Genomic DNA, 23,673 nt, shown 5'->3' with positions numbered 1-23,673 from the left:
CCGGCCCGCTGTTCGCCGTACGCCCCGAAGGGCCCCTGTACGCCGCGAGCAGCGCCACGGCGAGTTCTCGTGCGGTACCCGCCGCGAGCGGTGCCCGTACGCCGCGAGAAGGGCTCTGGTGCACGGCGGAGGGCCCGGCGCGCATCCCGTGCGCCGGGCCCTTCGTCCTGCCTTCGCCGTACTCTCGCCGTACTCGTGGCGTGCCTTCGGCAGTCGCGTGTGGCCGGGCTAGCCGAGCAGGCCACCGATCACACGGCCGCCGTTGCCGCCGCTCCCGCCGTTGCCGCCGGTGCCGCCGGTGGCGCTTCCGCCCGTCGTGCCGCCGGTCGTGCCGCCGGTCGTGCCGCCGCCCGTCGTGCCGCCGCCGGTGGTGGTGGTGCCGCCCGTGGTCCCGCCGCTGCCGGCACCGCCGCTGGACGTCGGTCCCGCGCTCGTGGTGGGCGCCTGCGGAGGTGCGGGCTGCTGCTGGGGCGGCGGTGCCTGACCCGCCGTGGCCCCCTGCGTCTGGCTCGGCCGCTGGGCGTCCGGGCCGACCGTGGCGGTCTCGCGGACCGTGCCGGGCGTCGTCGCCGTGGCGGAGGGCCCGGCGGAACTGCTCGCGGACGGCGACGGGTTGCGGCTGGACGGGCTCTGCGAGGCGCGGCCCGTGCTGCTGCCGGTCTCCTGGGGCAGCGGGGCCCCGGGAAGGTGGTTGGTCGGGTCGTCGTTCGGGCCCGGCACGGTGACCATGTCGGAGGAACGTACGGCCCCGCCCAGCATCGAGCCGATGAGCAGTGTGAGTCCGACCACCAGGGAGGCGACGACGGTGCCGCGCCGCAGGACGCGCCGCCGCAGCTCCCACAGCTCGGAACGGGGACCGAGCTTGCGCCACGCCTCACCGGCGAGCCGCGCGTCGATCGAGTAGACCGGCGCGCCCGCGATGATCAGCGGCGACCAGGCGGCCAGGTAGATGATGTCGGGCGCGTCGTACGCCGGTACGGTCTTCCAGCTCACCGTCATGATCAGCGCGGCGGAGAGCAGCGTCCCGAAGCAGGCGGCGACGCGCTGCCACAGTCCGAGCACCGTGAGCACGCCGACGACGACCTGGAGGAACGCCACGGTGAGGCCGGCGCCCACCGGGTGGCTCAGGGCGAAGTCGCGCAGCGGCTCGGCGACGGTCCAGGGGTGCAGCGAGGTGAGCCACTTGACCATGGAGCCGCGTTCGCCGCCGTCGAAGTACACGGGGTCGCAGAGCTTGCCCATGCCGGCGTAGATGGAGATGAAGCCGAGGAACACGCGGAGCGGCAGCAGCACCACGCCGAGGTTCATCCGCCGCCCGGGGTAGTAGGCGTGCCGGACCGCGTCGGCGCGGCGGGCGCGCTCGCCGTCCTCGGCGTACTCGTCCTCGTCGTAGGCGTCGTCGTCGAACTGGCGGGTGTAGGCGTCGTCGCCGTCCCGTTCGGGCGCGTCGTACGCGCCGACGGCCTGCTTCGTTCTGGGCAGCATCCGCGTCATGGGCGGCTCAGAGCCGCGCGGCCCGATGATGGTGGGGATGGCCGCTGTGTCCTCCGCGGTCTCGCCCGGGGAGAGCCGGGGGATGACCTGCGTGGCGCCGCTGTCGAGGCGCTCGCCGGCGGAGGAGTTACGTACGGCCTGGAGGAGTCCGGTCGCGCCGGGGTCGCCCGGCTCGGACTTCCCGCTCCAGACCACAGGCGACCGCCGTCGGCCTGAGGTCGCACCGGCCATCGCCGGAATGCGCGGGGTGTCCCCCAGGCCACTGCCCACACCGCCCGCCCCCGCGTACGGCGGGACGGGCCGCCGGCTCTGGGCCGGGGCGAGCTGCACGCGGAAGCTGGCGTGGTTGACGATGACCTGCGCTGGGTCGCAGGGCACCTTGACCATGCTCAGGGCGGGCTGATCGTCGAACCCGGGTGTTCTGGTGTCCACACTCATCTAACCGAGTGACGTGTCGTTAGGACACTGCCTTGACGCCCTCGATCTGTCCGAGACCCGTCAAGACACCCTTACCGGGACATAACCGACCACACTTCCCGCCCGTGCCGACGCGCCGCCGCGCCGGCTGCGGTCGGTGGCGTCAGCGCCGGCGCTGCGCCGCTTCCCAGAGCACGATGCCCGCCGCCACACCGGCGTTCAGCGACTCCGCGCCGCCCGGCATCGGGATGCGGACCAGGTAGTCGCAGGTCTCGCCGACGAGGCGGCCGAGGCCCTTGCCCTCGCTGCCGATGACGATGACGACCGGGCCGCCGAGCTGCTCCAGGTCCTGGACCGTGTGCTCGCCGTCCGCCGCGAGGCCGACGACCGTGATCCCGGCCTTCTGGTAGCCCTCCAGGGCGCGCGTCAGGTTGGTGACGCGCGAGACGGGGGTACGGGCCGCCGTACCGGCGGACGACTTCCACGCGCCGGCCGTCATGCCCGCCGCGCGGCGCTCCGGAACGACCACGCCGTGGCCGCCGAACGCGGAGACCGAGCGGACGATGGCGCCGAGGTTGCGCGGGTCGGTCACGCCGTCGAGGGCGACGATCAGCGGGTCCTCGTGCTTGTCGTACGCCGCCGCCGTGAGGTCGTCCGGGTGCGCGTACTCGTACGGCGGGACCTGGAGGACGAGGCCCTGGTGGTTCAGGCCGTTCGTCATCCGGTCGAGCTCCGGACGCGGGGCCTCCATCAGGTTGATGTTGCCGCGCTCGCCCGCGAGCTGGAGCGCCTCGCGCACCCGCTCGTCGTTGTCGATGTACTGCTGGACGTACAGGGTGGTCGCCGGTACGCCGTCGCGCAGCGCCTCGAAGACGGGGTTGCGGCCGACGACCATCTCGGACGTGCCCTTGGCGCCGCCGCGACGGGGGGCAGGGCGGCGGACCGCGGCCTGCTTGGCCTTGGCTGTGGCGATGCGGTTCTTCTTGTGCTTCTTGCGGGCCTCGGCGGGCGGCGTCGGGCCCCTGCCTTCGAGGCCCTTGCGCCGCTGGCCACCGCTGCCGACCGTAGCGCCCTTCTTGTTGGACGTGCGGCGGTTCCTGCGCTGGCTGTTCCCGGCCATGACCTGTTACCTGTTCCGTTGCTTCAGACGTGCGTACGTATAAGTGAAAGTGTGCCGCCCGGGACGCCGGGCGGCACATCGCGCGTGCCGGTCAGCGGGACCCGAGGGTCCATCGCGGGCCCGACGGGCTGTCCTCGATGACGAGTCCGGACTGCTGGAGCTGGTCGCGGATCGCGTCGGCCGCGGCCCAGTCCTTGCGGTCGCGGGCCGACTGCCGCTGGTCGAGTACGAGGCGTACGAGCGTGTCGACGACCCCGTGGAGGTCTTCGCCGCGCTCCGTGCCGCCGCCCGACCACGGCTCGGCGAGCGGGTCGAGGCCGAGGACGCCGAGCATCGCCCGTACCTCCGCGAGCCGTGCGACGGCCTCGTCCTTGTCGTCGGCGGCCAGCGCCGAGTTGCCCTGGCGCACGGTGGTGTGGACGATCGCGAGCGCCTGCGGGACGCCCAGGTCGTCGTCCATCGCCTCGGCGAACGCGGGCGGGACCTCGGTGGCGGGCTCGACGACGCCGCCCGCCTTCTCCATCACCCGCTGGACGAAGCCCTCGATGCGCGCGAAGGCGGACTCGGCCTCGCGCAGGGCTTCCTCGCTGTATTCGATGGTGGAGCGGTAATGGGGCGTACCGAGGTAGTAGCGCAGCACGATGGGGCGCCACGCCTTGACCATCTCGGACACGAGCACCGAGTTGCCCAGTGACTTCGACATCTTCTCGCCGGCCATGGTGACCCAGTGGTTGTGCACCCAGTACGTGGCGAAGTCGTCGCCGAACGCCTTGGCCTGGGCGATCTCGTTCTCGTGGTGCGGGAAGATCAGGTCGATGCCGCCGCCGTGGATGTCGAAGGCGGTGCCCAGGTACTTGTGGGCCATCGCGGAGCACTCCAGGTGCCAGCCGGGGCGCCCGCGTCCCCACGGGGTCTCCCAGCTCGGCTCGCCGGGCTTCGCGGCCTTCCACATGGCGAAGTCGCGCGGGTCGCGCTTGCCGGTCTCGCCGTCGCCGGACGGCTGAAGGAGGTTGTCCAGCTCCTGGTTGGAGAGCTCCAGGTAGCCGGGGAAGGACCGCACGTCGAAGTAGACGTTCCCGTCGGCCGCGTACGCGTGCCCGCGCTCGATGAGGCCGCGCATCATCTCGACCATCTCGGTGACGTGGCCGGTGGCGCGGGGCTCGTAGGTGGGCGGGAGGCAGCCGAGGGCGTCGTAGCCGTCGTTGAAGGCGCGCTCGTTCTCGTACCCGATGGACCACCAGGGGCGGCCCTGCTCGGCCGACTTGTTGATGATCTTGTCGTCGATGTCCGTGACGTTGCGGACGAACGTCACGTCGTAGCCCCGGTAGCTAAACCAGCGGCGCATGATGTCGAAGTTGAGGCCCGACCTGATGTGGCCGATGTGCGGGGCGGCCTGCACGGTAGCGCCACAGAGGTAGATCGAGACGCAGCCCGGTGTGAGCGGGGAGAAGTCGCGAATCTGCCGGGCGCTGGTGTCGTACAGCCGAATAGTCACCACACCAGGGTAGTGGGCGGACGACAGTGCCTTGCGACCCTTGCGGTTCTGGGAGGGAGTGTCCTGCCGAGGGGTGCGGCAGGACATCCGGCCCGTCCGGGGTCCGGGGGGCCGGGGGGCTTGCCCCCGGCGGGGGCTAGCCCCCAGTTCGGGAAGGGGCGGGGTGGGGAGCAAGCCCGCGCAGGCGTCTGCCGCTCAGCCCGTACGGACCACCAGCGCCGTGGCGATCGCGGCCAGACCCTCGCCCCGGCCCGTGAACCCGAGGCCGTCCGACGTCGCGGCCGACAGGGCGACCGGCGCACCGACCGCCTCCGACAGCACCTTCTGCGCCTCTTCGCGCCGCTTGCCGATCTTCGGCCGTACGCCGACGACCTGCACGGCGACATTGCCGATGGCGAAACCTTCGGCCCGTACGATCCGCGCCGCCTCTGTCAGCAGCGTGATGCCCGACGCACCGGACCACTCGGGCCGGCCCGTGCCGAAGTGCGCGCCGAGGTCACCGAGCCCGGCGGCGGAGAACAGCGCGTTGCAGGCGGCGTGCGCGACGACGTCCGCGTCCGAGTGGCCGGCCAGTCCGGGGCCCTCGCCCTCCCAGAGCAGGCCCCCGCACCACAGCTCGCGGCCTTCCTCGAAGGCGTGGATGTCGGTCCCGATGCCGACCAGCGGCAGCGCGGGGAGGGACGGGGTCTCAGAAGCCATCGTTTGCCCTCCTGCGGGCGAGTACCGCCTCGGCCAGGACGAGGTCCAGGGGCCGGGTCACCTTGAATGCCTCTTCGTGGCCGGGGACGACCACGACCTGCACGCCGAGCTGCTCGACCATGCCGGCGCAGTCCGTCGCGCCCTCCCCGCTCGCCGCGATCGTCTCGTGCGCGCGCACGAGCGTGGCCCGGTCGAAGCCCTGCGGTGTCTGCACGGCGCGCAGGCGGGCCCGCGCGGGCGTCGCGACGACCGGCTCGGGCGCGCCCTTCTCCCCGGGCTCGACCTCCTTGACGGTGTCGGCGAGCGGCAGGGCGGGCACCACGGCCGGCGCCCCGTCCCGTAGGGCCTCGATGACGGCGTCGACGGTGTCGACGGGTACGAGCGGGCGGGCCGCGTCGTGCACCAGGACCGCCGTGATGTCGGCCGGGAGGGCTGCCAGACCGAGCCGCACCGACTCCTGGCGGGTCTCGCCGCCCGGTACGACCAGGAAGTCCGTCCGCTCGGGCAGCGCGTGCTCGCTGAGCAGGTTCTTCACCTCGACGGCGCCGTCCTTGGGTGCCACTACGACGACGAGCGAGACGGCCCTGGAGTTGGCCATGGCCCGTACCGCGTGGATCAGCATGGGGGTGCCGCTCAGCGTGCGCAGCGCCTTGGGCGCGCCGGGGCCCAGCCGTACTCCGCGGCCGGCCGCGGGGATCACGGCGGCGGTGCGCGGGGTGGGGGTGGGGCGCGATTCGTCTGTCATCGGTAGCTCCGGGGCCGACGTGCTTCGGGAAGGGTTTGGGTCCGCCAGGTTTGTGTCCGCGGGCTTCGTGGGTATGGCCACAAACGTGCTGGGCGCGACGCCTTGACCGGCCCCTTCCGTGACGACTGGTCGAGGCGGCTGCCCGGGCCCGGCACACCGGAGCACCAGGGATCAGGGCGTGGAAGTACGGCGCCGGGGCATGCGAGGGCGGGGATCAGGCGCGCGGACAAACGCGGAGGGAACGCGACATGCCGCAGCGCCCGCAACAAGGGCTGGGAACCTTGTCGGCGGGCACCGCGGCATCATTACTGGGTATCAGGGAAGGAGCCCCTGGACCCGGAGTCAGGACGCGAGGACCTCGTCGAGCAGAGCCTCGGCCTTGTCTTCATTGGTGTTCTCCGCGAGTGCCAGCTCGCTCACCAGAATCTGGCGTGCCTTGGCGAGCATGCGCTTCTCACCTGCGGAGAGACCGCGCTCGCGCTCACGACGCCACAGGTCGCGGACTACCTCGGCGACCTTGATGACATCGCCGGAGGCGAGCTTCTCGAGATTTGCCTTGTAGCGCCGGGACCAGTTCGTCGGCTCTTCGGCATACGGTGCGCGCAGCACCTCGAAGACCCGGTCGAGACCTTCCTGACCGACTACATCGCGTACACCGACGAACTCCGCATTGTCCGCAGGCACACGAACAGTCAAGTCACCCTGGGCGACCTTGAGCACCAAGTAGGTCTTGTCCACGCCTTTGATCTGGCGAGTTTCGATAGCCTCGATCAGCGCGGCCCCGTGATGGGGATAGACCACGGTGTCGCCAACCTTGAACGTCATGTGACAGGTACCCCTTCCGTGGCTATCCAGAGTAACACGGATACGGCTTCTTCTGAATGGCGTTTCCGCAGGTCAGGGCATATCTCGGGGCTTGACAACAGCAACAGGAACGTGCTGCGCGGGGCTTGCGGAAGCGGGTATTCGCAGGTCGGAGCGGCTGTACGGGCGGAGAGAAACGCGTACGTTACACACATCACCGACCCCTCCGAAGAGGCCGAACGTCCCGTTTTGCCGGGTTCCAAGCGGTGAACTTGGTGTACTCCGTTCGGCCATCGGTCACCCGTTCGGCCGGAAACAAAAATTGATCACGGGCCCCGGTGATCAATTCTCCGGCCCGCCTGCATTCCTTACGGATAATCCGCACTCGGGACGCCGGGTCACCCTCCCCGGATATGTGAAGGCCGTGCGAAACAAGCCGCCGTGTCCGCCGCCGCGTCTCCGGTGGCCGGTATGGGCGGCCGGGTGGGGCGGGTCGGGTGCGAGGGCCGGTCGACGGCTCGGTAACCTAAGCGCGCTGACACACCATTGGGGCGGCTTTACGCCGCTCGACACCGCCACTGTCCGCCCGCCCGTACGTCCGTACCTCTGACTGGAGATGCCGCCGCCGTGAGCAGCAGCCTTCGACGCGGTGCCCTTGCCGCAACCGCCATCGTGTTCTCGATCGCTTCGCTTGCCGCCTGCGGGGCGGGCAACGACGCGCAGACGCTGGGGGTCAGGCCGGACAACGCCGCAGCCTCCGTCGACGACATCAAGATCCAGAACGCGACGATCGTCACGCAGCCCGAGATCGACGCCGAAGGTCCGGCGGCCGTCACCGGCATGATCTTCAACAACGGCACGAAGGCCGAGACGCTCGAAGCGGTCTCGCTGCCCGGCACCAGCACCAAGGTGACGCTCAAGCCGGCCAAGGGCTCCGGTCCGCTGACCGTGCCGGCCGGCGGCTCGCTGCTCCTCGGCGGCAAGGGCAACGCCTCGGCCGTGATCGAGGACGGCCGCGAAGCGGCCAAGGACGGCGACGCGCAGCCGGTGCGCTTCGAGCTCAGCGAGACCGGCACGGTCGAGCTGCGGGCGTTCGTGGTTCCGGCGACGCAGTACTTCAAGGACGTCGGCCCGAGCCGGCTCCCGAAGGCGCCGGCCCAGTCGCCGTCCGGCTCGGCGACCGCGTCCCCGACGGGCTCGCCCGCCGGTGAGGCGGGCTCCACGGCCTCGTCGAGCCCGTCCCAGGGTGTCTCGCAGTCCTCCGACGCGCAGTCCTCCGACGACGCGGACGAGCACGGCGCGGAGCACTGAGTGCTGAGCACTGAGCACTGACGCCCGTACGCACGCAGTACGCGGAAGGGGGCGCCCCACCGGTTGGTACCGGCGGGGCGCCCCCTTCCGCTTGAGCGGCATCGCGGTTTACGGCTTCGCGGTTTACGGCTCGAACTTGTAGCCCAGGCCGCGGACCGTGACGAGATACCTCGGTGCGCCGGGGTCCGGCTCGATCTTGGCGCGCAGGCGCTTCACGTGGACGTCGAGGGTCTTCGTGTCGCCCACGTAGTCCGCGCCCCACACGCGGTCGATCAGCTGCATACGGGTGAGGACCCGGCCCGCGTTGCGCAGCAGCATCTCCAGGAGGTCGAACTCCTTGAGCGGGAGGTCGACCTTTCCGCCGCCGACCGTGACCACGTGGCGGTCGACGTCCATCCGGACCGGTCCGGCCTCCAGGGCGGCCGGCGTGACCTCTTCTGGCTCTCCGCGGCGGCGCAGGACGGCGCGGATGCGGGCGACCAGTTCCCGCGAGGAGAAGGGCTTCGTGACGTAGTCGTCGGCTCCTATCTCCAGCCCGACGACCTTGTCGATCTCACTGTCCTTGGCGGTCACCATGATGACCGGAACATTGGAATGGCTGCGCAGCTGGCGGCAGACCTCGGTGCCGGGCAGGCCGGGGAGCATGAGGTCGAGCAGGACGAGGTCGGCGCCGTTGCGCTCGAACTCGTCGAGCCCGTCGGGGCCGGTGGCCGCGATGGCGACCTCGAAGCCTTCTTTGCGCAGCATGTAGGACAGGGCGTCGCTGAAGGATTCCTCATCCTCGACGACGAGCACTCGGGTCACGGAAGGACCTCCGGGTGGGGAATGGGTTCGCGATCAGTGGTCTCGTACGGGCCGCCGGCAGCGTTGTCCGTGTGCTCGTCGGCTTCGTCGTCGTCCGGGACGGCGACCGGGGACCGGTCGCGTGGCGCGGCTGCCTCGGGCAGTCGCAGGGTGAAGGTGGAGCCCTGTCCTTCGGAGCTCCACACCGTGACCTCTCCGCCGTGCGAGGCGGCCACGTGCTTGACGATGGCCAGGCCGAGGCCCGTGCCTCCGGTGGCCCGGGAGCGGGCCGGGTCCACGCGGTAGAAACGTTCGAAGATCCGCTCGCGGTCCTTCTCGGAGATGCCGATGCCCTGGTCGGTGACGGCTATCTCGATCAGGTCCCCGCCGGGGGCGGAGATCCGGCGCCCGGCTATGCCGACGCGGGTGCGGGCGGGGCTGTAGTTGACGGCGTTCTCGACGAGGTTGCCCAGGGCGGCGGCGAGCTGCCCCCGGTTCCCCCACACGCGCAGGCCCTCGGTGCCGCCCGCGGCCATCGTGATGTTCTTGGTGGAGGCGGAGTGGCGGCTGCGGTCCATGGCCTCGGCGACCAGTTCCTCGACGCGGACCGGCTCGGCGTCCTCCAGCGGGTCGTCGTTCTGGACGCGGGAAAGATCAATGAGCTCCTGGACCAGATTGGTGAGGCGGGTCGCCTCGATCTGCATGCGGCCCGCGAAACGGGTGACCGCCTCGGGGTCGTCCGCGGCGTCCATGACGGCCTCGGAGAGCAGGGAGAGCGCGCCGGTAGGAGTCTTGAGCTCATGGCTGACATTCGCGACGAAGTCGCGCCGTACCGCTTCGATGCGGCGGGCCTCGGTGAGGTCCTCCACCAGGAGCAGTACGAGGCGCGAGCCGAGCGGGGCGACGCGGGCGGAGACCGCGAGAGCCTCGCCACGGCCCGTGCCACGACGCGGGAGGTCCAGTTCGACCTGGCGTATCTCGCCGTCGCGGCGGGTGTCGCGGGCCATGTGGAGCATGGGGTCCACGGCCAGCTTTCCGCCCCGGACGAGGCCGAGCGCGTACGCCGCCGAGCTGGCCTTGACGACGCTGTCGCTCTCGTCCAGGACGACGGCGGAGGAGCGGAGCACGGACAGCACGGTGTCGACGCCCGGCGGCAGCACCGCGTTGACGTCGGGGCGCATGGAGGACCGGGTGGGCCTGGCCTGCTCGCGCTCGCTCCAGCGGAACGTCAGCACGGCGATCACACCGGTCAGGAGACCGGCGATCGCTGCTGCTGCGGCGACTGCCGCGTTCACGTCCATGCACCCAGGTTAAGCGGGTGCTGTGACACTCCCCCAGCCAAAAGGGTGGCCGCTCGAACACTCGTCGCTCAGAGTTCACCGAGGGGATGGGGTTGGTTCACTTGGGGTGCCGGAATCGGACGCGTAACGGACAGAACGTGGGAGCGTGGGGTTCAGAGGCTGGCCTCAGTAAGACAAGAGAGGGACTTTCATGCGCGACGCGTACCACGAGGAACTTGACTCGATCGGTGAAGCCCTGGTCGAGATGGCCCGGCTCGTCGGGTCCGCGATCGGGCGGGCCACCACCGCCATGCTCGACGCGGACCTCAAGCTCGCCGAGAGCGTGATCGCCGCCGATCAGAAGGTCGACGATCTCCAGCACGACCTGGAGGCCCGCGCGATAGCACTGCTGGCCCGCCAGCAGCCCGTCGCCACGGACCTGCGGATTGTCGTCACCTCACTGCGGATGAGCGCCGACCTGGAGCGCTCGGGCGACCTGGCCCAGCACGTGGCGAAGCTCGCCCGCCTGCGTTTCCCGGCCTCGGCCGTACCGCACGACCTGCACGCCACGATGCTGGAGATGGGGCAGCTCGCGCAGCGCCTGATGGCGAAGGCGGCGGAGGTCATCACCACGAAGGACGTCGACCTCGCGCTCCAGCTGGAGCACGACGACGACGAGATGGACCTGCTGCACCGCACGCTGTTCCAGCACCTGATGGACGACCGCTGGAAGCACGGCATCGAGACGGCGGTCGACGTGACGCTGCTCGGCCGGTACTACGAGCGGTTCGCCGACCACGCCGTTTCGGTGGCGAAGCGCGTGGTGTACCTGGTGACGGGTGAGCACGCGGACGAGCTCCAGGCGGCGGCCGCCACCGCGCCCGCGCCCGGGCAGGGCGAATAAGTACGGGGATTGCGCGTGTGCGCCGTTGATGCGCCCGCAGGACTGGGCATCCAATGGGCAGCAGGAGTACGTCACGTGCGCCTTCGAGGAGGATCCCCATGGCCGAATCCCCCACGTCCGAATCCCACCAGGAACCACCGGTCGAAGTGGCCCGCCACCGGCCGGTGCTGCCTCTGCTCGGCGCCTGCGGCTGCGGGGCCGGCTGCGGCTGCGGCTGCCAGTCGGGCGCGCCGTGCCAGTGCGGCGGCTGCTGCGGCTAGGGCGACCGGGTGCGTACGGAAGGGGCCCCGTCCGAAGGCGGACGGGGCCCCTTTCACATCCGATGGCGTACGAACACCGAATGCGGCGCCGCCGGGCTGATGCCCCGGCGAGGGCGGCCGTGCTGAGGCCGGCGGCGTAGCGGTACGGAGAGCCGGAACCGGCCGTACCGGGAGCCGGGCCGAGCCGGAGCGGCAGCCGCACCGGGAGCCGGGACGGTCTACGCGGCGTGCCCGTCGTCGTACGCGTCCTCGTCGTCGTCCTCCAGGCCGAAGTTCTCCGGCACCTCCAGCATCGCCTCCCGGAACTCGGGACGCGTCTCCTCCATGGCCGCTTCCCTGAAGAGCGCCGCGAGCCGGTGCTGGTCCTCGGCGGGGAGCCTGCCGAGCTGGTCGGCGAGGTCCTCGAACCAGGTCGTGGCCAGATCCGGATCGACCTCGTCCTCGTCGGTCATGTCAATGGCCGTGACCAACTGCGCCATGGCGGTGGCCAGGGTGGTCAGCAGGGTGTCGCTCATATCGTGCGCTCGCCTCTTCGCGTACATCGCGTACATAGCGGACCGTCAGGAACCTTCACCTCACGCGGCAACACCGAGCCCCCTGCCGCGGACACTCCGCGGCAGGGGGCTCGATCCGTGCGTGTTACTTCTTCTTGCCCTGGTTCTTCACGGCCTCGATGGCGGCCTTCGCGGCCTCCGGGTCGAGGTACGTGCCGCCCTTGGTGACCGGGCGGAAGTCGGCGTCCAGCTCGTAGTAGAGCGGGATGCCGGTGGGGATGTTCAGGCCGGTGATCTCCTCGTCGGAGATGCCGTCGAGGTGCTTCACCAGGCCGCGCAGCGAGTTGCCGTGGGCGGCGACCAGGACGGTGCGGCCCGCCAGCAGGTCCGGGACGATGCCGTCGTACCAGTACGGCAGCATGCGCTCGACGACGTCCTTGAGGCACTCCGTGCGGGGGCGCAGCTCGCTGGGGATCGTCGCGTAACGCGGGTCGTCCGACTGGGAGAACTCCGTGCCGTCCGCCAGGACCGGCGGCGGGGTGTCGTACGAGCGGCGCCAGAGCATGAACTGCTCCTCGCCGAACTCGGCCAGCGTCTGCGCCTTGTCCTTGCCCTGGAGGGCGCCGTAGTGGCGCTCGTTCAGGCGCCAGGAGCGGTGGACGGGGATCCAGTGGCGGTCCGCGGCCTCCAGCGAGAGCTGGGCGGTACGGATGGCGCGCTTCTGGAGCGAGGTGTGGAGGACGTCGGGGAGCAGGCCGGCTTCGACGAGCAGCTCACCGCCGCGTACCGCCTCCTTCTCGCCCTTCTCGGTGAGGTTGACGTCCACCCATCCGGTGAACAGGTTCTTCGCGTTCCATTCGCTCTCGCCGTGGCGGAGGAGGATCAGCTTGTACGGTGCGTCGGCCATGCGTACGAGACTAATGGACGCCCCGCACGGTTGACTGCTCGCGTCAATTGAGTAGCCTGCGGCCGCTTCCCGCTTGTAAGTTGCGGTAACCGCTTCAGCCGCTTACAGGCGCTCACCGCCGCGCCGCAGGTCCCCGGGGGGATACCGAATGTCCATAGCCACGCTCGGACGTGCAGCGAAGGAAACGGTCTCGGGGCTTCCCGACGGCTTCTGGTGGCTGTGGACGTCGACGCTGGTGAACCGCACCGGGGCCTTCGTCCTCACCTTCCTGTCGCTGTATCTGACGCAGGAGCTGGGTTACTCGGCGTGGTACGCGGGGCTCGTCATCGCGCTGCACGGGCTCGGCGGGGTGGCCGGTTCGCCGCTCGGCGGGATGCTCACCGACCGGTGGGGGCGGCGGCCCACGATGATCGCCGGGCACCTGGGCACGGCGGCGGGCGCGGCCGCGCTCGCCGTGGTGACCAGCGCGGTGGGGGTCGCGGTGGTGGTGCTCCTGATGGGCGTGGCCATGCAGGCGGTACGGCCGGCGATCGGCGCGACCATCGCCGACCTGGTGCCGGAGAACGAGCGCCGGCGCGCGTACGCCCTCAACTACTGGGCTCTCAACCTCGGTTTCGCGATAGCGGCGCTCGGCGGCGGCGCGGCGATCGTCTTCGGTTACCGGACCCTGTTCGTGGTGGACGCGGCGGCCACCGTCCTGTGCGCTCTGATCGTCTTCCTGCGGCTGCCGGAGACCCGGCCGGTCGCCGCGCCACTCGCCAAGGGCGAGGAGGCGGTGGCCGAGCCGAAGGTGAGCGTGCTCGAAGTCCTGCGGGACGCGCCCTTCCGGACGCTCGTACTGCTCAACCTGCTCGTCTGCCTCATCTTCACCGCGCCCTGGGTCGGCCTGCCGCTGACCATGGCCGGTGAAGGGCTCGAACCGAGCGCGTACGGCATGGTGATCGCGGTCAACGGCGTCGTGATAGTCGGCTTCCAGCTGCTCGTCAACAAGATCACCGACCGGCGGTCGCCGGCCGCGCTGCTCACCGTCTCCGCGCTGCTGTTCGCCGCCGGAACGGGGGCGACCGCGCTGGCCGGGACGCCGCTGCTGTTCGCGGTCACCGTGGTGGTGTGGACGCTCGGCGAGATGGTCCACGTGCCGACGAACGCCGCCGCGACCGCCCGGCTGGCGCCCGACCACGCGCGTGGTCGCTACCAGGGCGTCATGGGCATGTCCTGGGCCCTGGCCGGCTTCCTCGCGCCGATCCTGGCGGGCTGGATCGTGGACGGGCCCGGCCCGGACGCGCTGTGGATCGGCTGCGGGGTCGTCGGGTGCGTGGCGGCCGCCGGGTACACGACGCGCCTGCGACGGGTGCTCGCCGACTCGGACGCCCCGGACGCGGCCGCGAAGGACGAGGTTCCGCCGGTCGCGGCCGCCCCCGTCCCCCCTGCCGAGGCGGACGGCGAGAAGATCAGCGGCTGAGGTCGCGCTGCGCCTCGTAGAGGTTGGGGGGCTGCACGGAGGCGGGGGTTCCGTATGCCTCGAGACGTGCGTGCAGGGGGCCCGTGAAGTCGGGTACGTCGGTCTGGTCGAACTCCCTGACCTCGCTGATGCCGACGGTCGCGCTGTACGGGGCGATGGTGTCGATCTTGACGAGGCCGGCGCGGGCGTTGGTGACGGTGACGTTCCAGTGGGTGAAGCGGGCGCCGTACAGGGGGCCTGCGGAGGCGTCGCCGCCGTGACGGCCGTTGTTGTTGACGGTGATCTGGGTGCGGACGTTGGCGAACGGCATGCCACGGTGGGTGTCGAAGGTGCCCATGCGCATGACGCCGCGCGACCAGACGTTGTGGCTGGACAGTCCCTCGACATTGATGCCGTGGAGCTGGGTCCCGGCGGGAGCGGGCGCGGTGCGCGCGGCGACCGTGAAGTCCTCGACGAGGTTGTCGTGCGAACCCTCGCGGCAGAAGTACGGATGGTGCGAGCCGCGGCCCTCGACGCGGGTGCGGCGCAGCGTACAGGCGGAGGCGGCGACGAGGCCGAAGCCGTTGTCGGCGTGGCGGACGGTGACGTCCTCGGCCCAGCAGTCGTACGCGCACTGGAATGTGACGCCGTTGTAGCCCTTGTCGAGGAGGTGCGGGGCCTGCGGCGTCTCCACCGCTTCGAGGGTGAGGCCCTCGACTCCCGAGCCGGTGAGCGGGGTGACGGGGGTGGTGAGGCGCGGGTCCCAGGCGGGGCGGAGGTCGAGCGGCAGGGGGCGTTCGAGGGTGACCTCGCGGCCGGTGACGCGGGTGATGCGTACGGGCCATTCGTACGGGACGTAGCTGGTCAGCTTGGTCTTGTCGGCCCAGGGGTACGCCCGGGCCCCGGCGCTGTCGCCCGCGATGTGCGCCAGCAGGGTGTGGGCGGGGTCGTCGGCCAGGCGCAGGAGGACGAGTTGGCCGGTGCGCAGGTGGGCGGCGTCGTGGACGGTGACGGTCCGGTCGCCGCGCTCGGCGGGGGCGAGGGTGGTGAGCGTCCGCCATGCGTCGCGCCTGTTGCCGGTCCAGCCTTCGAAGGGCCAGGCACCGGCCCTGATGGCGGCGGTGAGGGAGTCGTAACGCGCTTGGGGGCAGAGCCAGATGAGGCCGCCGGCCCAGGACCAGGACGACTTGTCACCGCCGTAGCGGCTGCCGTAGGGACCGATCAGCTCGGTGAGGTTCCTGGTCGCGAGCAGCTTGGTGCGGCCGCTGCCCGCGCCGCGCAGGACGACGTCGCTGTGGCCGATGCGGATCACGTCGTCGATGCGGTACGTACCGGGCGGGACGAGGACGGTGCCGCCGCCGCGGGCTCCGGCGGCGGCGAGGGCCCGGTTGATCGCGGGGGCGGCGTCCGAGCCGTCGGGCCGGGCGCCGTGGTGGAGGACGTTGGCGACGACGGGGCGGCGGGGGACGCGGGTAGCTCCGGCGCGGGCGCCGGCCCGGCCGACGTACGGGATCTGGGGGTGGGTGAAGGGCGTGGCGGCGTACTCCCGCCACAGGGGGGAGGAGGTGTGCCCGTCGGCGCCTTGCGCGGGTGGGGCGGCGCCGTGCGCGGGTGGAGCTGCGCCCGCCACCGCTATGGCTATCGCGCCGCCGAGCACACCACGTCTGCTGATGCCGGATCGACCGGTACCCATGCTCACACCCGCCTCCAGATACATGTATGTGAACGATGTTCAGATGTGCGTCGGCGGCGAGCATGCCACGAGGAGGCGGTGCGGGAAAGGGGGTGGGGAGGAAGAAGGCCGACGGCAGCGGGTGCGACCGAGCGGATGCAGACGCCTCCCCCGTCCGGATGACCCCCGTGGCGTGTGCTGACGCCGAGTGCGCGGACATGGAGTGAAGTCAGACCCCGTCAGGCCTCACCCGTCACGTACGTACAGGAGAGCGAAACATGCTTCGTCGCGTCGCGATCACCCTCGCCGGCATCACCGCCGCCGGCTTCATGGCAGCCGGCCCCGCTGCCGCCGCCACCATGGACTTCGACGGCGGCCCCTCCGACAACGCCCCCTACAGCGACGGCCCCTTCGCCGGTGGCCACTACGGCGACGGCCCCTTCGACTCCGACCGCCACCACTGCCGCAACAGCAGCGGGGCGTTCTACCTCTCCAACGTCGGCGGCCCGTACGGCATCACCGAGATCGCCGCCGCGCACTCCTGCGGCCGGGGTTACAACGGCGACAACGGCGACAACGGTTACGACGGCGACGGCTACGACGGCCGCAACGGCTTCTACGACGAGGACTGAGGTCCGACGAAGCCGGCCACCCGCCGCGCACGCCACATCCGAACGGCCCCGTCTCGCACGCGCATGCGTGGAGACGGGGCCGTTCGTCCGGGCGGAGAGAAGCGCCGGTCAGGCAGGCGGTGTCGCCCCGCCCAGCGGCCGGTCCGCCTGCGACCGGTCCGTCTGCGACCGGTCCGCCTACGGCCGGTCCTCCGTTTGTACTTGGTCCGGCCCCTGGAGCGGCCTCTGGTCCTGGGTCAGGTGCGTGAACGCTTCCAGATTCCTCGTCGACTCGCCGCGCGACACCCGCCACGCGTACTCCCGGCGGATCGCGCTCGCGAAGCCCAGCTCCAGCAGGCTGTTGAAGCTGCCGTCCGCCGCCTCCAGAACGCTCCCCAGCAGGCGGTCGAGCTCGTCCGGGGTCACGGCCGACAGCGGCAGCTTTCCGGCCAGGTAGATATCGCCGAGGGAGTCGATCGCGTAACTCACGCCGTACAGGCGCAGGTTGCGCTCCAGCAGCCAGCGGTGCACCGCCGCGTCGTTCTCGTCCGGGTGGCGGATCACGAAGGCGTTGACGGACAGGGAGTGCCGTCCGACGATCAGCGAGCAGGTCGTGGACAGCTTGCGCGTGCCAGGGAGTTTCACCACGTACGAGCCGGGCTCGGGACTCTCCCACTCCAGCTCGGCGTCCTTGAGCGTCTGCTCCAGCGTCTCGGCGGCCTGCTGCTGTACGTCAGCCATGGTGCGAGCGTACGCGACGGCGGTGTTCGTGCATCGCGGCCAGGTACACGTCGGCCGTGGCGGACGCGGCCGTGCCCCAGCCGAAGGACTGCGCGTGGCGGGCCGCCGCCGCGCCCATGCGGTCCACCAGGCCCGGCTCGTCGACGAAGCGCCGCAGCGCGCGGGCGTATCCGGCCGGGTCGTGGCCCTCGACGAGGATGCCGGTCCGGCCGTCCCGTACGGCTACGGGCAGTCCGCCGACCGACGCCGCGACGACGGGCGTGCCGGACGCCTCGGCCTCGATCGCGACCAGGCCGAACGATTCGCTGTACGAGGGCATGACCAGGACCGAAGCCGCCCGGAACCAGTCCGCGAGGCGGTCCTGGCCGACCGGCGGGCGGAAGCGTACGACGTCGGCGATGCCCAGTTTCGCGGCCAGCTTCTGGAGGCCCTCGGGCTTGGCGAGGCCGCTGCCGCTCGGTCCGCCGACGACCGGCACCACGATCTTCGAGCGCAGCGACGGGTCCTCGTCGATGAGCAGCGCCACCGCGCGCAGCAGTATGTCCGGGGCCTTGAGCGGCTGGATGCGGCCGGCGAAGAGCGGAATGATCGCGTCCTGCGGCAGGTCCAGGCGGGCTCGCGCCGCGGCCCGCCCGTCGGCCGGGCGGAAGCGATCCAGGTTCACGCCGGGGTGTACGACGGCGATCTTGGCGGGGTCGGCCTCGTAGAAGCGGGCCAGTTCGTCCGCCTCCTCCGCCGTGTTGGCGATGAGGCGGTCCGCCGCCCGCACGATCTGCGTCTCGCCGATGACGCGCGCGGCCGGTTCGGGGGTGTCACCCTCCGCCAGCGCGGCGTTCTTGACCTTCGCCATGGTGTGCATGGCGTGCACGAGGGGCGCGCCCCAGCGTTCGGCGGCGAGCCAGCCCACGTGGCCCGAGAGCCAGTAGTGGGAGTGGACGAGGTCGTAGTAACCGGGGCGCTGACCGGCCCATGCCTGCATGACGCCGTGCGTGAAGGCACAGAGCTGCGCGGGCAGCTCCTCCTTGGCCAGGCCCTCGTACGGGCCCGCGTCGACGTGGCGGACCAGAACGCCGGGCGACAGCTCGACACTGGGCGGCAGGCCGCCGGTGGTCGCCCGGGTGAAGATCTCGACCTCGATGTTGATGGCGGCGAGGCGCTTCGCGAGTTCGACGATGTAGACGTTCATGCCGCCCGCGTCGCCCGTCCCCGGCTGGTGCAGCGGCGAGGTGTGGACGCTGAGCATCGCGATCCGGCGCGGCTTGCGGTGGTGGCCGCCCGGCAGCCGGAGGCGGGGTGGCGTCGCCAGTGTGCCGGCGAGTCGGGAGACGTACTGGCTCACGTCGACGGTCCTCTTCGCTCGGGGCATGGGATGGCAGGGCTGTGCGGACCGCTGGTACGGACAGCCGGGTACGGACAGCGGGCACGGCACAGGGCATGCCACACAGAGGGCGCGGAGCACCCTCCGTCAGGCCAAACAGCGGAATGCCTGCTTCCAATTTCCGTTTTGCCAAATCATTACTTCAGTCACATCAACCTTTGCCGGTCCCGGGCGGACTCCCCCGCTCGCTTACCCTCGCTTCATGGCCTCCCGCACCCCCTCCCCGCGCCCTGTCGGCGCCGTCACCCGCGGGACGACCAACCCGAACCGGCTGCGCCGGATGGACCGGTGGATCGCGGCCGCGCACGGCCCCGAGCTGCGCCGCAGCGGCGACCCGGTCGCGGTCGACCTCGGGTACGGCGCGGCGCCGTGGACCGCCGTCGAGCTGCTCGGCCGGCTGCGTACCGCCGCGCCCGCCGCCGAGGTCGTGGGCATCGAGATCGAACCGGCCCGGGTGGCGGCCGCGAAGCCGTACGAGCGAGCGGGTCTCGCCTTCCGGCACGGCGGCTTCGAAGTACCCCTGCCGGACAGCCGCCGCCCCGCCCTCATCCGGGCGGCCAACGTGCTGCGCCAGTACGACGAGGGGGAGGTCGCCGGGGTCTGGGCGCGGCTGTGCGGGCGGCTGGCGCCCGGAGGACTGCTGGTGGAGGGGACGTGCGACGAGATCGGGCGGCGGCACGTATGGGTCGCCCTCGGGGTGGAGGGGCCGCGGACCGTCACCTTCGCGACCCGGCTGGGGTCGCTGGAGCGTCCTTCCGACCTCGCGGAGCGGCTGCCCAAGGCGCTGATCCACCGCAATGTGCCGGGCGAGCCGGTGCACGCCTTCCTGCGGGACTTCGACCGGGCGTGGGCGGCGGCGGCTCCGTACGCCTCACTCGGCGCCCGGCAGCGCTGGATCAAGGCCGTGCGTGATCTCTCCGCCGACTGGCCGCTCGCGGACGGGGAGCGGCGGTGGCGGCAGGGCGAAGTCACCGTGAACTGGGCCGCTCTCCAGCCGCGCACCGGCTGAAACGGCCTCGGACCTACCCGAACGAGTGCCGGCCGAGGGGAACGCGGCGACCTGGCCGTTCGTCAGAAACCTTTGGGTGGGGGCCTCTGTCGTTTTCACGGACGGCATGGCAGCATCACCGCAGCGCACCTAAGTTACTGACGGTAAATCACATGCGGGGCATGTGATGAGGGATCCGGGATCCGGGGGAGCTTGTGAACCGACGTCGCAGCGCCGCGACCGCGATCGCGCTGGTCTGTGCCCTGACCGTACTGGCCGTGCCCGGGCAGGCGTACGCGGACCCGAGGCCGCCGAGGAGTGAGCGGAGCCTCCAGGAGGTCCGCGTGGAGATCGACGCCCTCTACCGCAAGGCGGGGGCGGCCACCGACGCGTACAACCTCGCCGAGGAGCGCGCCGACAAGCAGTCGTCCGAGATCGTGAAGCTGGCCAGAGAGATCGTCGAGGGCCAGCAGCGGATCGAGGATCTGAAGCGGAAGGTGGGGGCCGAGGCACGGGCCCAGTACCGCAACGGCGGGCTGCCGCCCGAGGCGCAGATGATGCTCAGCGGCGACCCCCAGCTCTTCCTGGACAGCGCCGGCCGGATCCGCGAGGGCCGGCAGGCCGCCAAGGGCCTCCTGGGCGAACTGTCGCGCACCCAGGCGGACTTGGAGGCGTACACCGAGGACGCGGCCGCCCAGTGGAAGAGGCTGGAGTCCAGCCGCAAGAAGAAGGAAGCGGCGAAGAAGGAGATCAAGAAGCAGATCGCCGCCGCCGAGAAGCTCGAGTCGACGCTTGAGGAAGAGGAGCGCGAGCGGCTCCTCAAGATGGAGCAGGAAGCGCAGTACCGGGCGCAGACCGCCTGGCTCGACTCCGGGGCGGTCGGGAAAGCGGCCGGCAAGGCGTCGAAGGGCGGCGCGGCGGCCGTCGCGTACGCGACGGCGCAGATCGGCAAGCCGTATGTCTGGGGCGCCGAGGGCCCGGGTGCCTTCGACTGCTCGGGGCTGACGTCGCAGGCGTGGCTCGCAGCCGGACGCGGCATACCGCGCACCTCGCAGGAGCAGTGGAAGCGGCTGCCCAGGGTCGACGTGAAGGACATGCGGCCGGGCGACCTGATCGTGTACTTCGACGACGCCAGCCACATCGGGATGTACATAGGGGACGGCGCGATGGTCCACGCGCCCCGGCCCGGCCGGGACGTGACGGTCGCGGGGGCGGGCTCGATGCCGATTCTGGGGGTCGTGCGTCCGGACATGTAGACCGGACATGTGGATCCGGGGAGGGGGCGGCCGTACCGGCCGGCCGCCTCGGCGACGGCGGCTGCCCGCCGCCGCCAGCCGCGCCGCGTGTACGCGGACACGGACCCGGACGCCGGCATGGACTCCGACCCGGACGCCGACATGGACGCGATCATGTGCCGCCAGGGGCCGTACGGGTGGCCCGGGGCGTGATGTTCGTCATGACCCGGCACCCCGCCGATCCGCCCGGATGCGTTGCGGGAGGCGGCATATGACCCCGGGCGGCTTTCCGCACGGCATTCCGCTGGGGCGCCCGGTAACGCTATGGTCCCCGTTTGGCGGAACGTCGATCGTCGTGCCGCCGCACCCTCGGGGGGAGGGAAGGAAACCGAAACCGATGCCCGTACCCGTACCGCGGCAGCGCGAGAGCACGGCCGTGGAGAGCGGTCAGGCCCTCCTGCCGAAACAGCAGGCCGGGAGCAGCATGGGAACCACGGCAGCCTCAGCACCCACGGCAGCCACGGCCCCCGCCGCCCCGGCCGCCCCCGTCGTGTCCGCGAACAGCACCGATCTCACCCTGCTGGTGATCGAGGACGATCCGGCGGGGACGTTCACCGTCCCCTCGCTGCTCGACGCCGCCGGCACCCGTGTCCGTATCCGCACCGCGCGCAACCTCACCGAGGCCGAGCGGCTGCTCACGGACGACGTGCACTGCATCCTGCTCGACCTGGCCATGCCGCCGCCCTCCGCCGGTTCCTCCGGCTCGTCCGGCTCCTCCGCCGACGACGGCGACCGTCTGGCCACGCTCCGGCACGTGCTGCGCCTCGCGCCCCGGCACGCCGTACTGGCGCTGACCTCCGAGACCGACGCCGAGCGGGCCGCCGAGGCGGTGCGCGTCGGCGCGCAGGACTACCTGTTCCGCGACGAGCTCGACGGGCGCCAGCTCAGCCGCGCCATCCGGTACGCCGTCGAGCGCAAGCGCGCCGACACGGCGCAGCACAAGCTGGCCGAGTCACGGCTGCGCGCCCAGGAGAACGCCCGCCTGGAACGCGGCCTGCTGCCGACCCCGCTGCTGGAGGGTTCGAACCTCCGCTTCGCCTCCCGCTACCGCCCCGGACGCTCACGCGCCCTCCTCGGCGGTGATTTCTACGACGTCGTGCGCACCTCGGACGGCACGGTCCACGCGATGATCGGCGACGTCTGCGGCCACGGCCCGGACGAGGCCGCCCTCGGCGTGGAACTGCGCATCGCGTGGCGCGCCCTGACCTTCGCGGGACTGTGCGGCGACGAGCTGCTCTCCACGCTCCAGCAGGTCCTGGAGCACGAGAGGGAGAGCGAAGAGATCTTCGCGACGCTGTGCACGGTCGACATCGCGCCGGACGGACGGCGGGCGGGGCTGTGCCTGGCCGGCCACCCGTCACCGCTGATCGCCCGCCAGGGCCGGGCCGCGCAGCTTCTCCCGTACGAGGACGGGGGCCCCGCGCTCGGGCTGCTGCCGCGCGCCCGCTGGTCGCGCCGACAGGTCGAACTGGGCGGCTCGTGGAGCCTGATGATGTACACGGACGGTCTGATCGAGGGCCATGTCGGCCCGCCCGGGTCGAAGCAGCGGCTCGGCCAGGACGGCATGGTGGACATGATCAACCGCCAGCTGGCGGCCGGGCTCCGCGGCGAGACGCTGCTGGAGGCGGCGGTCAACGAGGCGCGGGACCTCAACCACGGCGAACTCACCGACGACGTGGCGCTGCTGCTTCTCGACCGGGGCTGAGCGGCGACGCCCGCCGCTGTCGCGGCTGTCGCGCCCCGGCGGCCGGAGCCCGGGGCGCCGTCGTGCCTAACGCCCGCCGTTGTACGGCCCGTACGGACCGTCGCTGCTGCTGCCGCCGCCCCTGCGTCCGCCACCGCCGCCGCCCGAGACCTGCTTGATCGCGGGCCGTACGTCGACCATGAACACGATGGTCGCGACCAGGCCGGCGATTTGCAGGAACAGCATCGGGACGAACAGATTTACTGCGACCGTCACGCCCAGAAGCACCAGCCAGAAGACCTTGCTCTGCTTGTCGGTGGCGCGGTACGCGTCCTCACGGGCCGTCGCGGCGAAGAACAGCGCCACCACGGCGAGGACGAGCATGGCGAGGTTGAGCAACGACAACAGAGTGCCGAATCCCGAGAGCAACATGCTGTACACCGCCTAGAGAGTGGATGTGCGCCTCGCGGCCAAGGTACCCGGACAACGAGCCGGACACCCATAAAGGTGCCCGGCTCGCGCCCCTACGGCCCTGATCGCCGTAATAGCCCCGATCGAGCTCGCGCGGCCTACTTCTCGCCGGCCGGCGTCGCCTTCTTCGCCGGCGCCTTGCGCGCGGCGGGCGTCTTCTTCGCCGAAGCGCCCTTGGCCTCGGCCGCCTGCGGCGAGGCCGTCTTCGGCTCCGGGTCGGGCTCGACGGCGATGGCGATCTCGTTGATCTCCTCGGCCGCCTCGCCGCGCCACGCCTTCACGCTCTGCTCGCCGTGCTCGGCGACCTGCTCGTACTTCTCACGCGCCTTGACCGCGTACTCGGCGGCCACGCCCACGCTCCGCAGCGCCAGGTCCTGGGCCTGCTCGGTCAGCTTCTTGAAGTCGGTGTCGAGCGCGCCGAGCACCTCGGTGACCTTGGCCTGAACGGTGGCCTGCGCCTCCTTGGCCTTCTCCTGCACGGCCTTGGGGTCGGTGTTGCGTACGGCGTCGATGCGCGCCGGAGCCTCGGCACGCAGCTGCTCGATCAGCGCGGGCACCTTCTTCGCCTGCTGTACGGCGAGGTCCGCGGTGCCGGCCGCGAAGTAGAGGGGAGTGGGGTCGGTGAGGGTCTTGCGCAGGTCATCGGTGATGGCCATGACTGTGGTCCTCCCGGAGCTCA

Annotated in this window: 24 protein-coding genes; 9 read left to right on the top strand and 15 right to left on the bottom strand. The window is 71.4% G+C overall.

The window, feature by feature from the left end:
• Window positions 1-228: 228 nt before the first annotated feature.
• The 6 genes from AS594_RS19050 to AS594_RS19025 form a co-directional block, all read right to left on the bottom strand.
• The gene (locus AS594_RS19050; protein WP_069932542.1) at window positions 229-1,932 is read right to left on the bottom strand and encodes a DoxX family membrane protein; all 1,704 of its coding nucleotides are present in this window, start codon (window positions 1,930-1,932) and stop codon (window positions 229-231) included.
• Between the two features lie 142 nt (window positions 1,933-2,074).
• On the bottom strand, window positions 2,075-3,031 hold the full coding sequence (gene rlmB / locus AS594_RS19045; RefSeq protein WP_069928178.1) for a 23S rRNA (guanosine(2251)-2'-O)-methyltransferase RlmB: 957 nt from the start codon (window positions 3,029-3,031) through the stop codon (window positions 2,075-2,077).
• A 91-nt stretch (window positions 3,032-3,122) separates the two neighbouring features.
• Window positions 3,123-4,526, bottom strand: coding sequence for a cysteine--tRNA ligase (gene cysS, locus AS594_RS19040; protein ID WP_069930610.1), 1,404 nt, complete (start codon window positions 4,524-4,526; stop codon window positions 3,123-3,125).
• A 195-nt stretch (window positions 4,527-4,721) separates the two neighbouring features.
• On the bottom strand, window positions 4,722-5,225 hold the full coding sequence (ispF, locus tag AS594_RS19035) for a 2-C-methyl-D-erythritol 2,4-cyclodiphosphate synthase (protein ID WP_069928177.1): 504 nt from the start codon (window positions 5,223-5,225) through the stop codon (window positions 4,722-4,724).
• Window positions 5,215-5,970 (bottom strand): 2-C-methyl-D-erythritol 4-phosphate cytidylyltransferase, encoded by a 756-nt coding sequence (gene ispD / locus AS594_RS19030; protein WP_069928176.1) that lies wholly within the window; start codon window positions 5,968-5,970, stop codon window positions 5,215-5,217. Before ispD ends, ispF begins: the two co-directional genes overlap by 11 nt.
• A gap of 342 nt (window positions 5,971-6,312) precedes the next feature.
• The gene (locus tag AS594_RS19025; protein ID WP_006380568.1) at window positions 6,313-6,795 is read right to left on the bottom strand and encodes a CarD family transcriptional regulator; all 483 of its coding nucleotides are present in this window, start codon (window positions 6,793-6,795) and stop codon (window positions 6,313-6,315) included.
• Between the two features lie 606 nt (window positions 6,796-7,401).
• Here AS594_RS19025 and AS594_RS19020 point away from each other — a divergent pair.
• Window positions 7,402-8,085, top strand: a complete 684-nt coding sequence (locus AS594_RS19020) for a copper chaperone PCu(A)C domain-containing protein (RefSeq protein ID WP_069928175.1) — start codon at window positions 7,402-7,404, stop codon at window positions 8,083-8,085.
• A 123-nt stretch (window positions 8,086-8,208) separates the two neighbouring features.
• Here AS594_RS19020 and phoP read toward each other — a convergent pair whose 3' ends face one another.
• Both phoP and phoR read right to left on the bottom strand, forming a co-directional pair.
• Window positions 8,209-8,889, bottom strand: a complete 681-nt coding sequence (gene phoP, locus AS594_RS19015; RefSeq protein WP_028814608.1) for a two-component system response regulator PhoP — start codon at window positions 8,887-8,889, stop codon at window positions 8,209-8,211.
• Window positions 8,886-10,169 carry a two-component system sensor histidine kinase PhoR gene (phoR, locus tag AS594_RS19010; RefSeq protein ID WP_069928174.1) on the bottom strand — a complete coding sequence of 428 codons (1,284 nt, stop codon included), beginning with the start codon at window positions 10,167-10,169 and terminating at the stop codon, window positions 8,886-8,888. The genes phoP and phoR overlap by 4 nt, the downstream gene beginning before the upstream one ends.
• A 190-nt stretch (window positions 10,170-10,359) precedes the next feature.
• On the opposite strand from phoR, the gene phoU reads away from it, so the two are divergent.
• Complete coding sequence (gene phoU / locus AS594_RS19005; RefSeq protein ID WP_069928173.1) at window positions 10,360-11,052, top strand: phosphate signaling complex protein PhoU; 693 nt, start codon at window positions 10,360-10,362, stop codon at window positions 11,050-11,052.
• Window positions 11,053-11,150: 98 nt separating this feature from the next.
• Window positions 11,151-11,312, top strand: coding sequence for a hypothetical protein (locus AS594_RS44725; protein ID WP_167368032.1), 162 nt, complete (start codon window positions 11,151-11,153; stop codon window positions 11,310-11,312).
• Between the two features lie 218 nt (window positions 11,313-11,530).
• Here AS594_RS44725 and AS594_RS19000 read toward each other — a convergent pair whose 3' ends face one another.
• Both AS594_RS19000 and AS594_RS18995 read right to left on the bottom strand, forming a co-directional pair.
• The gene (locus AS594_RS19000; RefSeq protein ID WP_141747171.1) at window positions 11,531-11,827 is read right to left on the bottom strand and encodes a hypothetical protein; all 297 of its coding nucleotides are present in this window, start codon (window positions 11,825-11,827) and stop codon (window positions 11,531-11,533) included.
• Between the two features lie 124 nt (window positions 11,828-11,951).
• Window positions 11,952-12,713, bottom strand: coding sequence for a phosphoglyceromutase (locus AS594_RS18995; protein ID WP_069928172.1), 762 nt, complete (start codon window positions 12,711-12,713; stop codon window positions 11,952-11,954).
• Window positions 12,714-12,861: 148 nt separating this feature from the next.
• Between AS594_RS18995 and AS594_RS18990 the strand changes: the two genes are divergently transcribed.
• Entirely contained in the window at window positions 12,862-14,175 is a 1,314-nt protein-coding gene (locus AS594_RS18990) for an MDR family MFS transporter (RefSeq protein ID WP_069928171.1), read from the top strand.
• Here AS594_RS18990 and AS594_RS18985 read toward each other — a convergent pair.
• Entirely contained in the window at window positions 14,165-15,847 is a 1,683-nt protein-coding gene (locus AS594_RS18985; protein ID WP_069935945.1) for a glycosyl hydrolase family 28-related protein, read from the bottom strand. The genes AS594_RS18990 and AS594_RS18985 overlap by 11 nt on opposite strands.
• Window positions 15,848-16,104: 257 nt before the next feature.
• Between AS594_RS18985 and AS594_RS18980 the strand changes: the two genes are divergently transcribed.
• Window positions 16,105-16,458 carry a hypothetical protein gene (locus AS594_RS18980; protein WP_069928170.1) on the top strand — a complete coding sequence of 118 codons (354 nt, stop codon included), beginning with the start codon at window positions 16,105-16,107 and terminating at the stop codon, window positions 16,456-16,458.
• Between the two features lie 177 nt (window positions 16,459-16,635).
• Here AS594_RS18980 and AS594_RS18975 read toward each other — a convergent pair whose 3' ends face one another.
• On the bottom strand, window positions 16,636-17,178 hold the full coding sequence (locus tag AS594_RS18975; RefSeq protein ID WP_069928169.1) for a type III secretion system chaperone family protein: 543 nt from the start codon (window positions 17,176-17,178) through the stop codon (window positions 16,636-16,638).
• The gene (gene mshA, locus AS594_RS18970) at window positions 17,171-18,517 is read right to left on the bottom strand and encodes a D-inositol-3-phosphate glycosyltransferase (protein WP_069928168.1); all 1,347 of its coding nucleotides are present in this window, start codon (window positions 18,515-18,517) and stop codon (window positions 17,171-17,173) included. The genes AS594_RS18975 and mshA overlap by 8 nt, the downstream gene beginning before the upstream one ends.
• 241 nt (window positions 18,518-18,758) lie before the next feature.
• Here mshA and AS594_RS18965 point away from each other — a divergent pair, with 241 nt between their 5' ends.
• The 4 genes from AS594_RS18965 to AS594_RS18950 all read left to right on the top strand — a co-directional run bounded on the left by AS594_RS18965 (window position 18,759) and on the right by AS594_RS18950 (window position 22,544).
• Window positions 18,759-19,565 (top strand): class I SAM-dependent methyltransferase, encoded by an 807-nt coding sequence (locus AS594_RS18965; protein ID WP_069928167.1) that lies wholly within the window; start codon window positions 18,759-18,761, stop codon window positions 19,563-19,565.
• A 194-nt stretch (window positions 19,566-19,759) separates the two neighbouring features.
• Window positions 19,760-20,800, top strand: coding sequence for a C40 family peptidase (locus AS594_RS18960; protein ID WP_069928166.1), 1,041 nt, complete (start codon window positions 19,760-19,762; stop codon window positions 20,798-20,800).
• A 9-nt stretch (window positions 20,801-20,809) separates the two neighbouring features.
• Window positions 20,810-20,992 (top strand): hypothetical protein, encoded by a 183-nt coding sequence (locus AS594_RS18955; RefSeq protein ID WP_069928165.1) that lies wholly within the window; start codon window positions 20,810-20,812, stop codon window positions 20,990-20,992.
• 184 nt (window positions 20,993-21,176) lie between these two features.
• A complete protein-coding gene (locus tag AS594_RS18950; RefSeq protein WP_069932545.1) occupies window positions 21,177-22,544 on the top strand; it encodes a PP2C family protein-serine/threonine phosphatase in 1,368 nt (455 codons plus the stop codon).
• A 66-nt stretch (window positions 22,545-22,610) separates the two neighbouring features.
• Here AS594_RS18950 and AS594_RS18945 read toward each other — a convergent pair whose 3' ends face one another.
• Together AS594_RS18945 and AS594_RS18940 are read right to left on the bottom strand one after the other, a co-directional pair.
• A complete protein-coding gene (locus tag AS594_RS18945) occupies window positions 22,611-22,955 on the bottom strand; it encodes a DUF2516 family protein (protein WP_069930607.1) in 345 nt (114 codons plus the stop codon).
• 137 nt (window positions 22,956-23,092) lie between these two features.
• Window positions 23,093-23,650, bottom strand: a complete 558-nt coding sequence (locus AS594_RS18940; RefSeq protein WP_069928163.1) for a hypothetical protein — start codon at window positions 23,648-23,650, stop codon at window positions 23,093-23,095.
• Window positions 23,651-23,673: the final 23 nt, after the last annotated feature.

This window comes from Streptomyces agglomeratus (genome assembly GCF_001746415.1).
Lineage (GTDB): Bacteria > Actinomycetota > Actinomycetes > Streptomycetales > Streptomycetaceae > Streptomyces > Streptomyces agglomeratus.
The sequence above is the reverse complement of the archived record's forward strand: the minus strand, read 5'-3'. Positions and strand labels throughout refer to the sequence as shown.

Excerpts from the sequence above, each read along its gene's own strand:
- AS594_RS19050 (WP_069932542.1), bottom strand. The coding sequence starts at position 1,932 with ATGAGTGTGGACACCAGAACACCCGGGTTCGACGATCAGCCCGCCCTG.
- rlmB (WP_069928178.1), bottom strand. The coding sequence starts at position 3,031 with ATGGCCGGGAACAGCCAGCGCAGGAACCGCCGCACGTCCAACAAGAAG.
- ispF (WP_069928177.1), bottom strand. The coding sequence starts at position 5,225 with ATGGCTTCTGAGACCCCGTCCCTCCCCGCGCTGCCGCTGGTCGGCATC.
- ispD (WP_069928176.1), bottom strand. The coding sequence starts at position 5,970 with ATGACAGACGAATCGCGCCCCACCCCCACCCCGCGCACCGCCGCCGTG.
- AS594_RS19025 (WP_006380568.1), bottom strand. The coding sequence starts at position 6,795 with ATGACGTTCAAGGTTGGCGACACCGTGGTCTATCCCCATCACGGGGCC.
- phoR (WP_069928174.1), bottom strand. The coding sequence starts at position 10,169 with ATGGACGTGAACGCGGCAGTCGCCGCAGCAGCAGCGATCGCCGGTCTC.
- phoU (WP_069928173.1), top strand. The coding sequence starts at position 10,360 with ATGCGCGACGCGTACCACGAGGAACTTGACTCGATCGGTGAAGCCCTG.
- AS594_RS44725 (WP_167368032.1), top strand. The coding sequence starts at position 11,151 with ATGGCCGAATCCCCCACGTCCGAATCCCACCAGGAACCACCGGTCGAA.
- AS594_RS19000 (WP_141747171.1), bottom strand. The coding sequence starts at position 11,827 with ATGAGCGACACCCTGCTGACCACCCTGGCCACCGCCATGGCGCAGTTG.
- AS594_RS18995 (WP_069928172.1), bottom strand. The coding sequence starts at position 12,713 with ATGGCCGACGCACCGTACAAGCTGATCCTCCTCCGCCACGGCGAGAGC.
- AS594_RS18990 (WP_069928171.1), top strand. The coding sequence starts at position 12,862 with ATGTCCATAGCCACGCTCGGACGTGCAGCGAAGGAAACGGTCTCGGGG.
- AS594_RS18985 (WP_069935945.1), bottom strand. The coding sequence starts at position 15,847 with ATGGGTACCGGTCGATCCGGCATCAGCAGACGTGGTGTGCTCGGCGGC.
- AS594_RS18980 (WP_069928170.1), top strand. The coding sequence starts at position 16,105 with ATGCTTCGTCGCGTCGCGATCACCCTCGCCGGCATCACCGCCGCCGGC.
- AS594_RS18975 (WP_069928169.1), bottom strand. The coding sequence starts at position 17,178 with ATGGCTGACGTACAGCAGCAGGCCGCCGAGACGCTGGAGCAGACGCTC.
- AS594_RS18965 (WP_069928167.1), top strand. The coding sequence starts at position 18,759 with ATGGCCTCCCGCACCCCCTCCCCGCGCCCTGTCGGCGCCGTCACCCGC.
- AS594_RS18950 (WP_069932545.1), top strand. The coding sequence starts at position 21,177 with ATGCCCGTACCCGTACCGCGGCAGCGCGAGAGCACGGCCGTGGAGAGC.
- AS594_RS18945 (WP_069930607.1), bottom strand. The coding sequence starts at position 22,955 with ATGTTGCTCTCGGGATTCGGCACTCTGTTGTCGTTGCTCAACCTCGCC.
- AS594_RS18940 (WP_069928163.1), bottom strand. The coding sequence starts at position 23,650 with ATGGCCATCACCGATGACCTGCGCAAGACCCTCACCGACCCCACTCCC.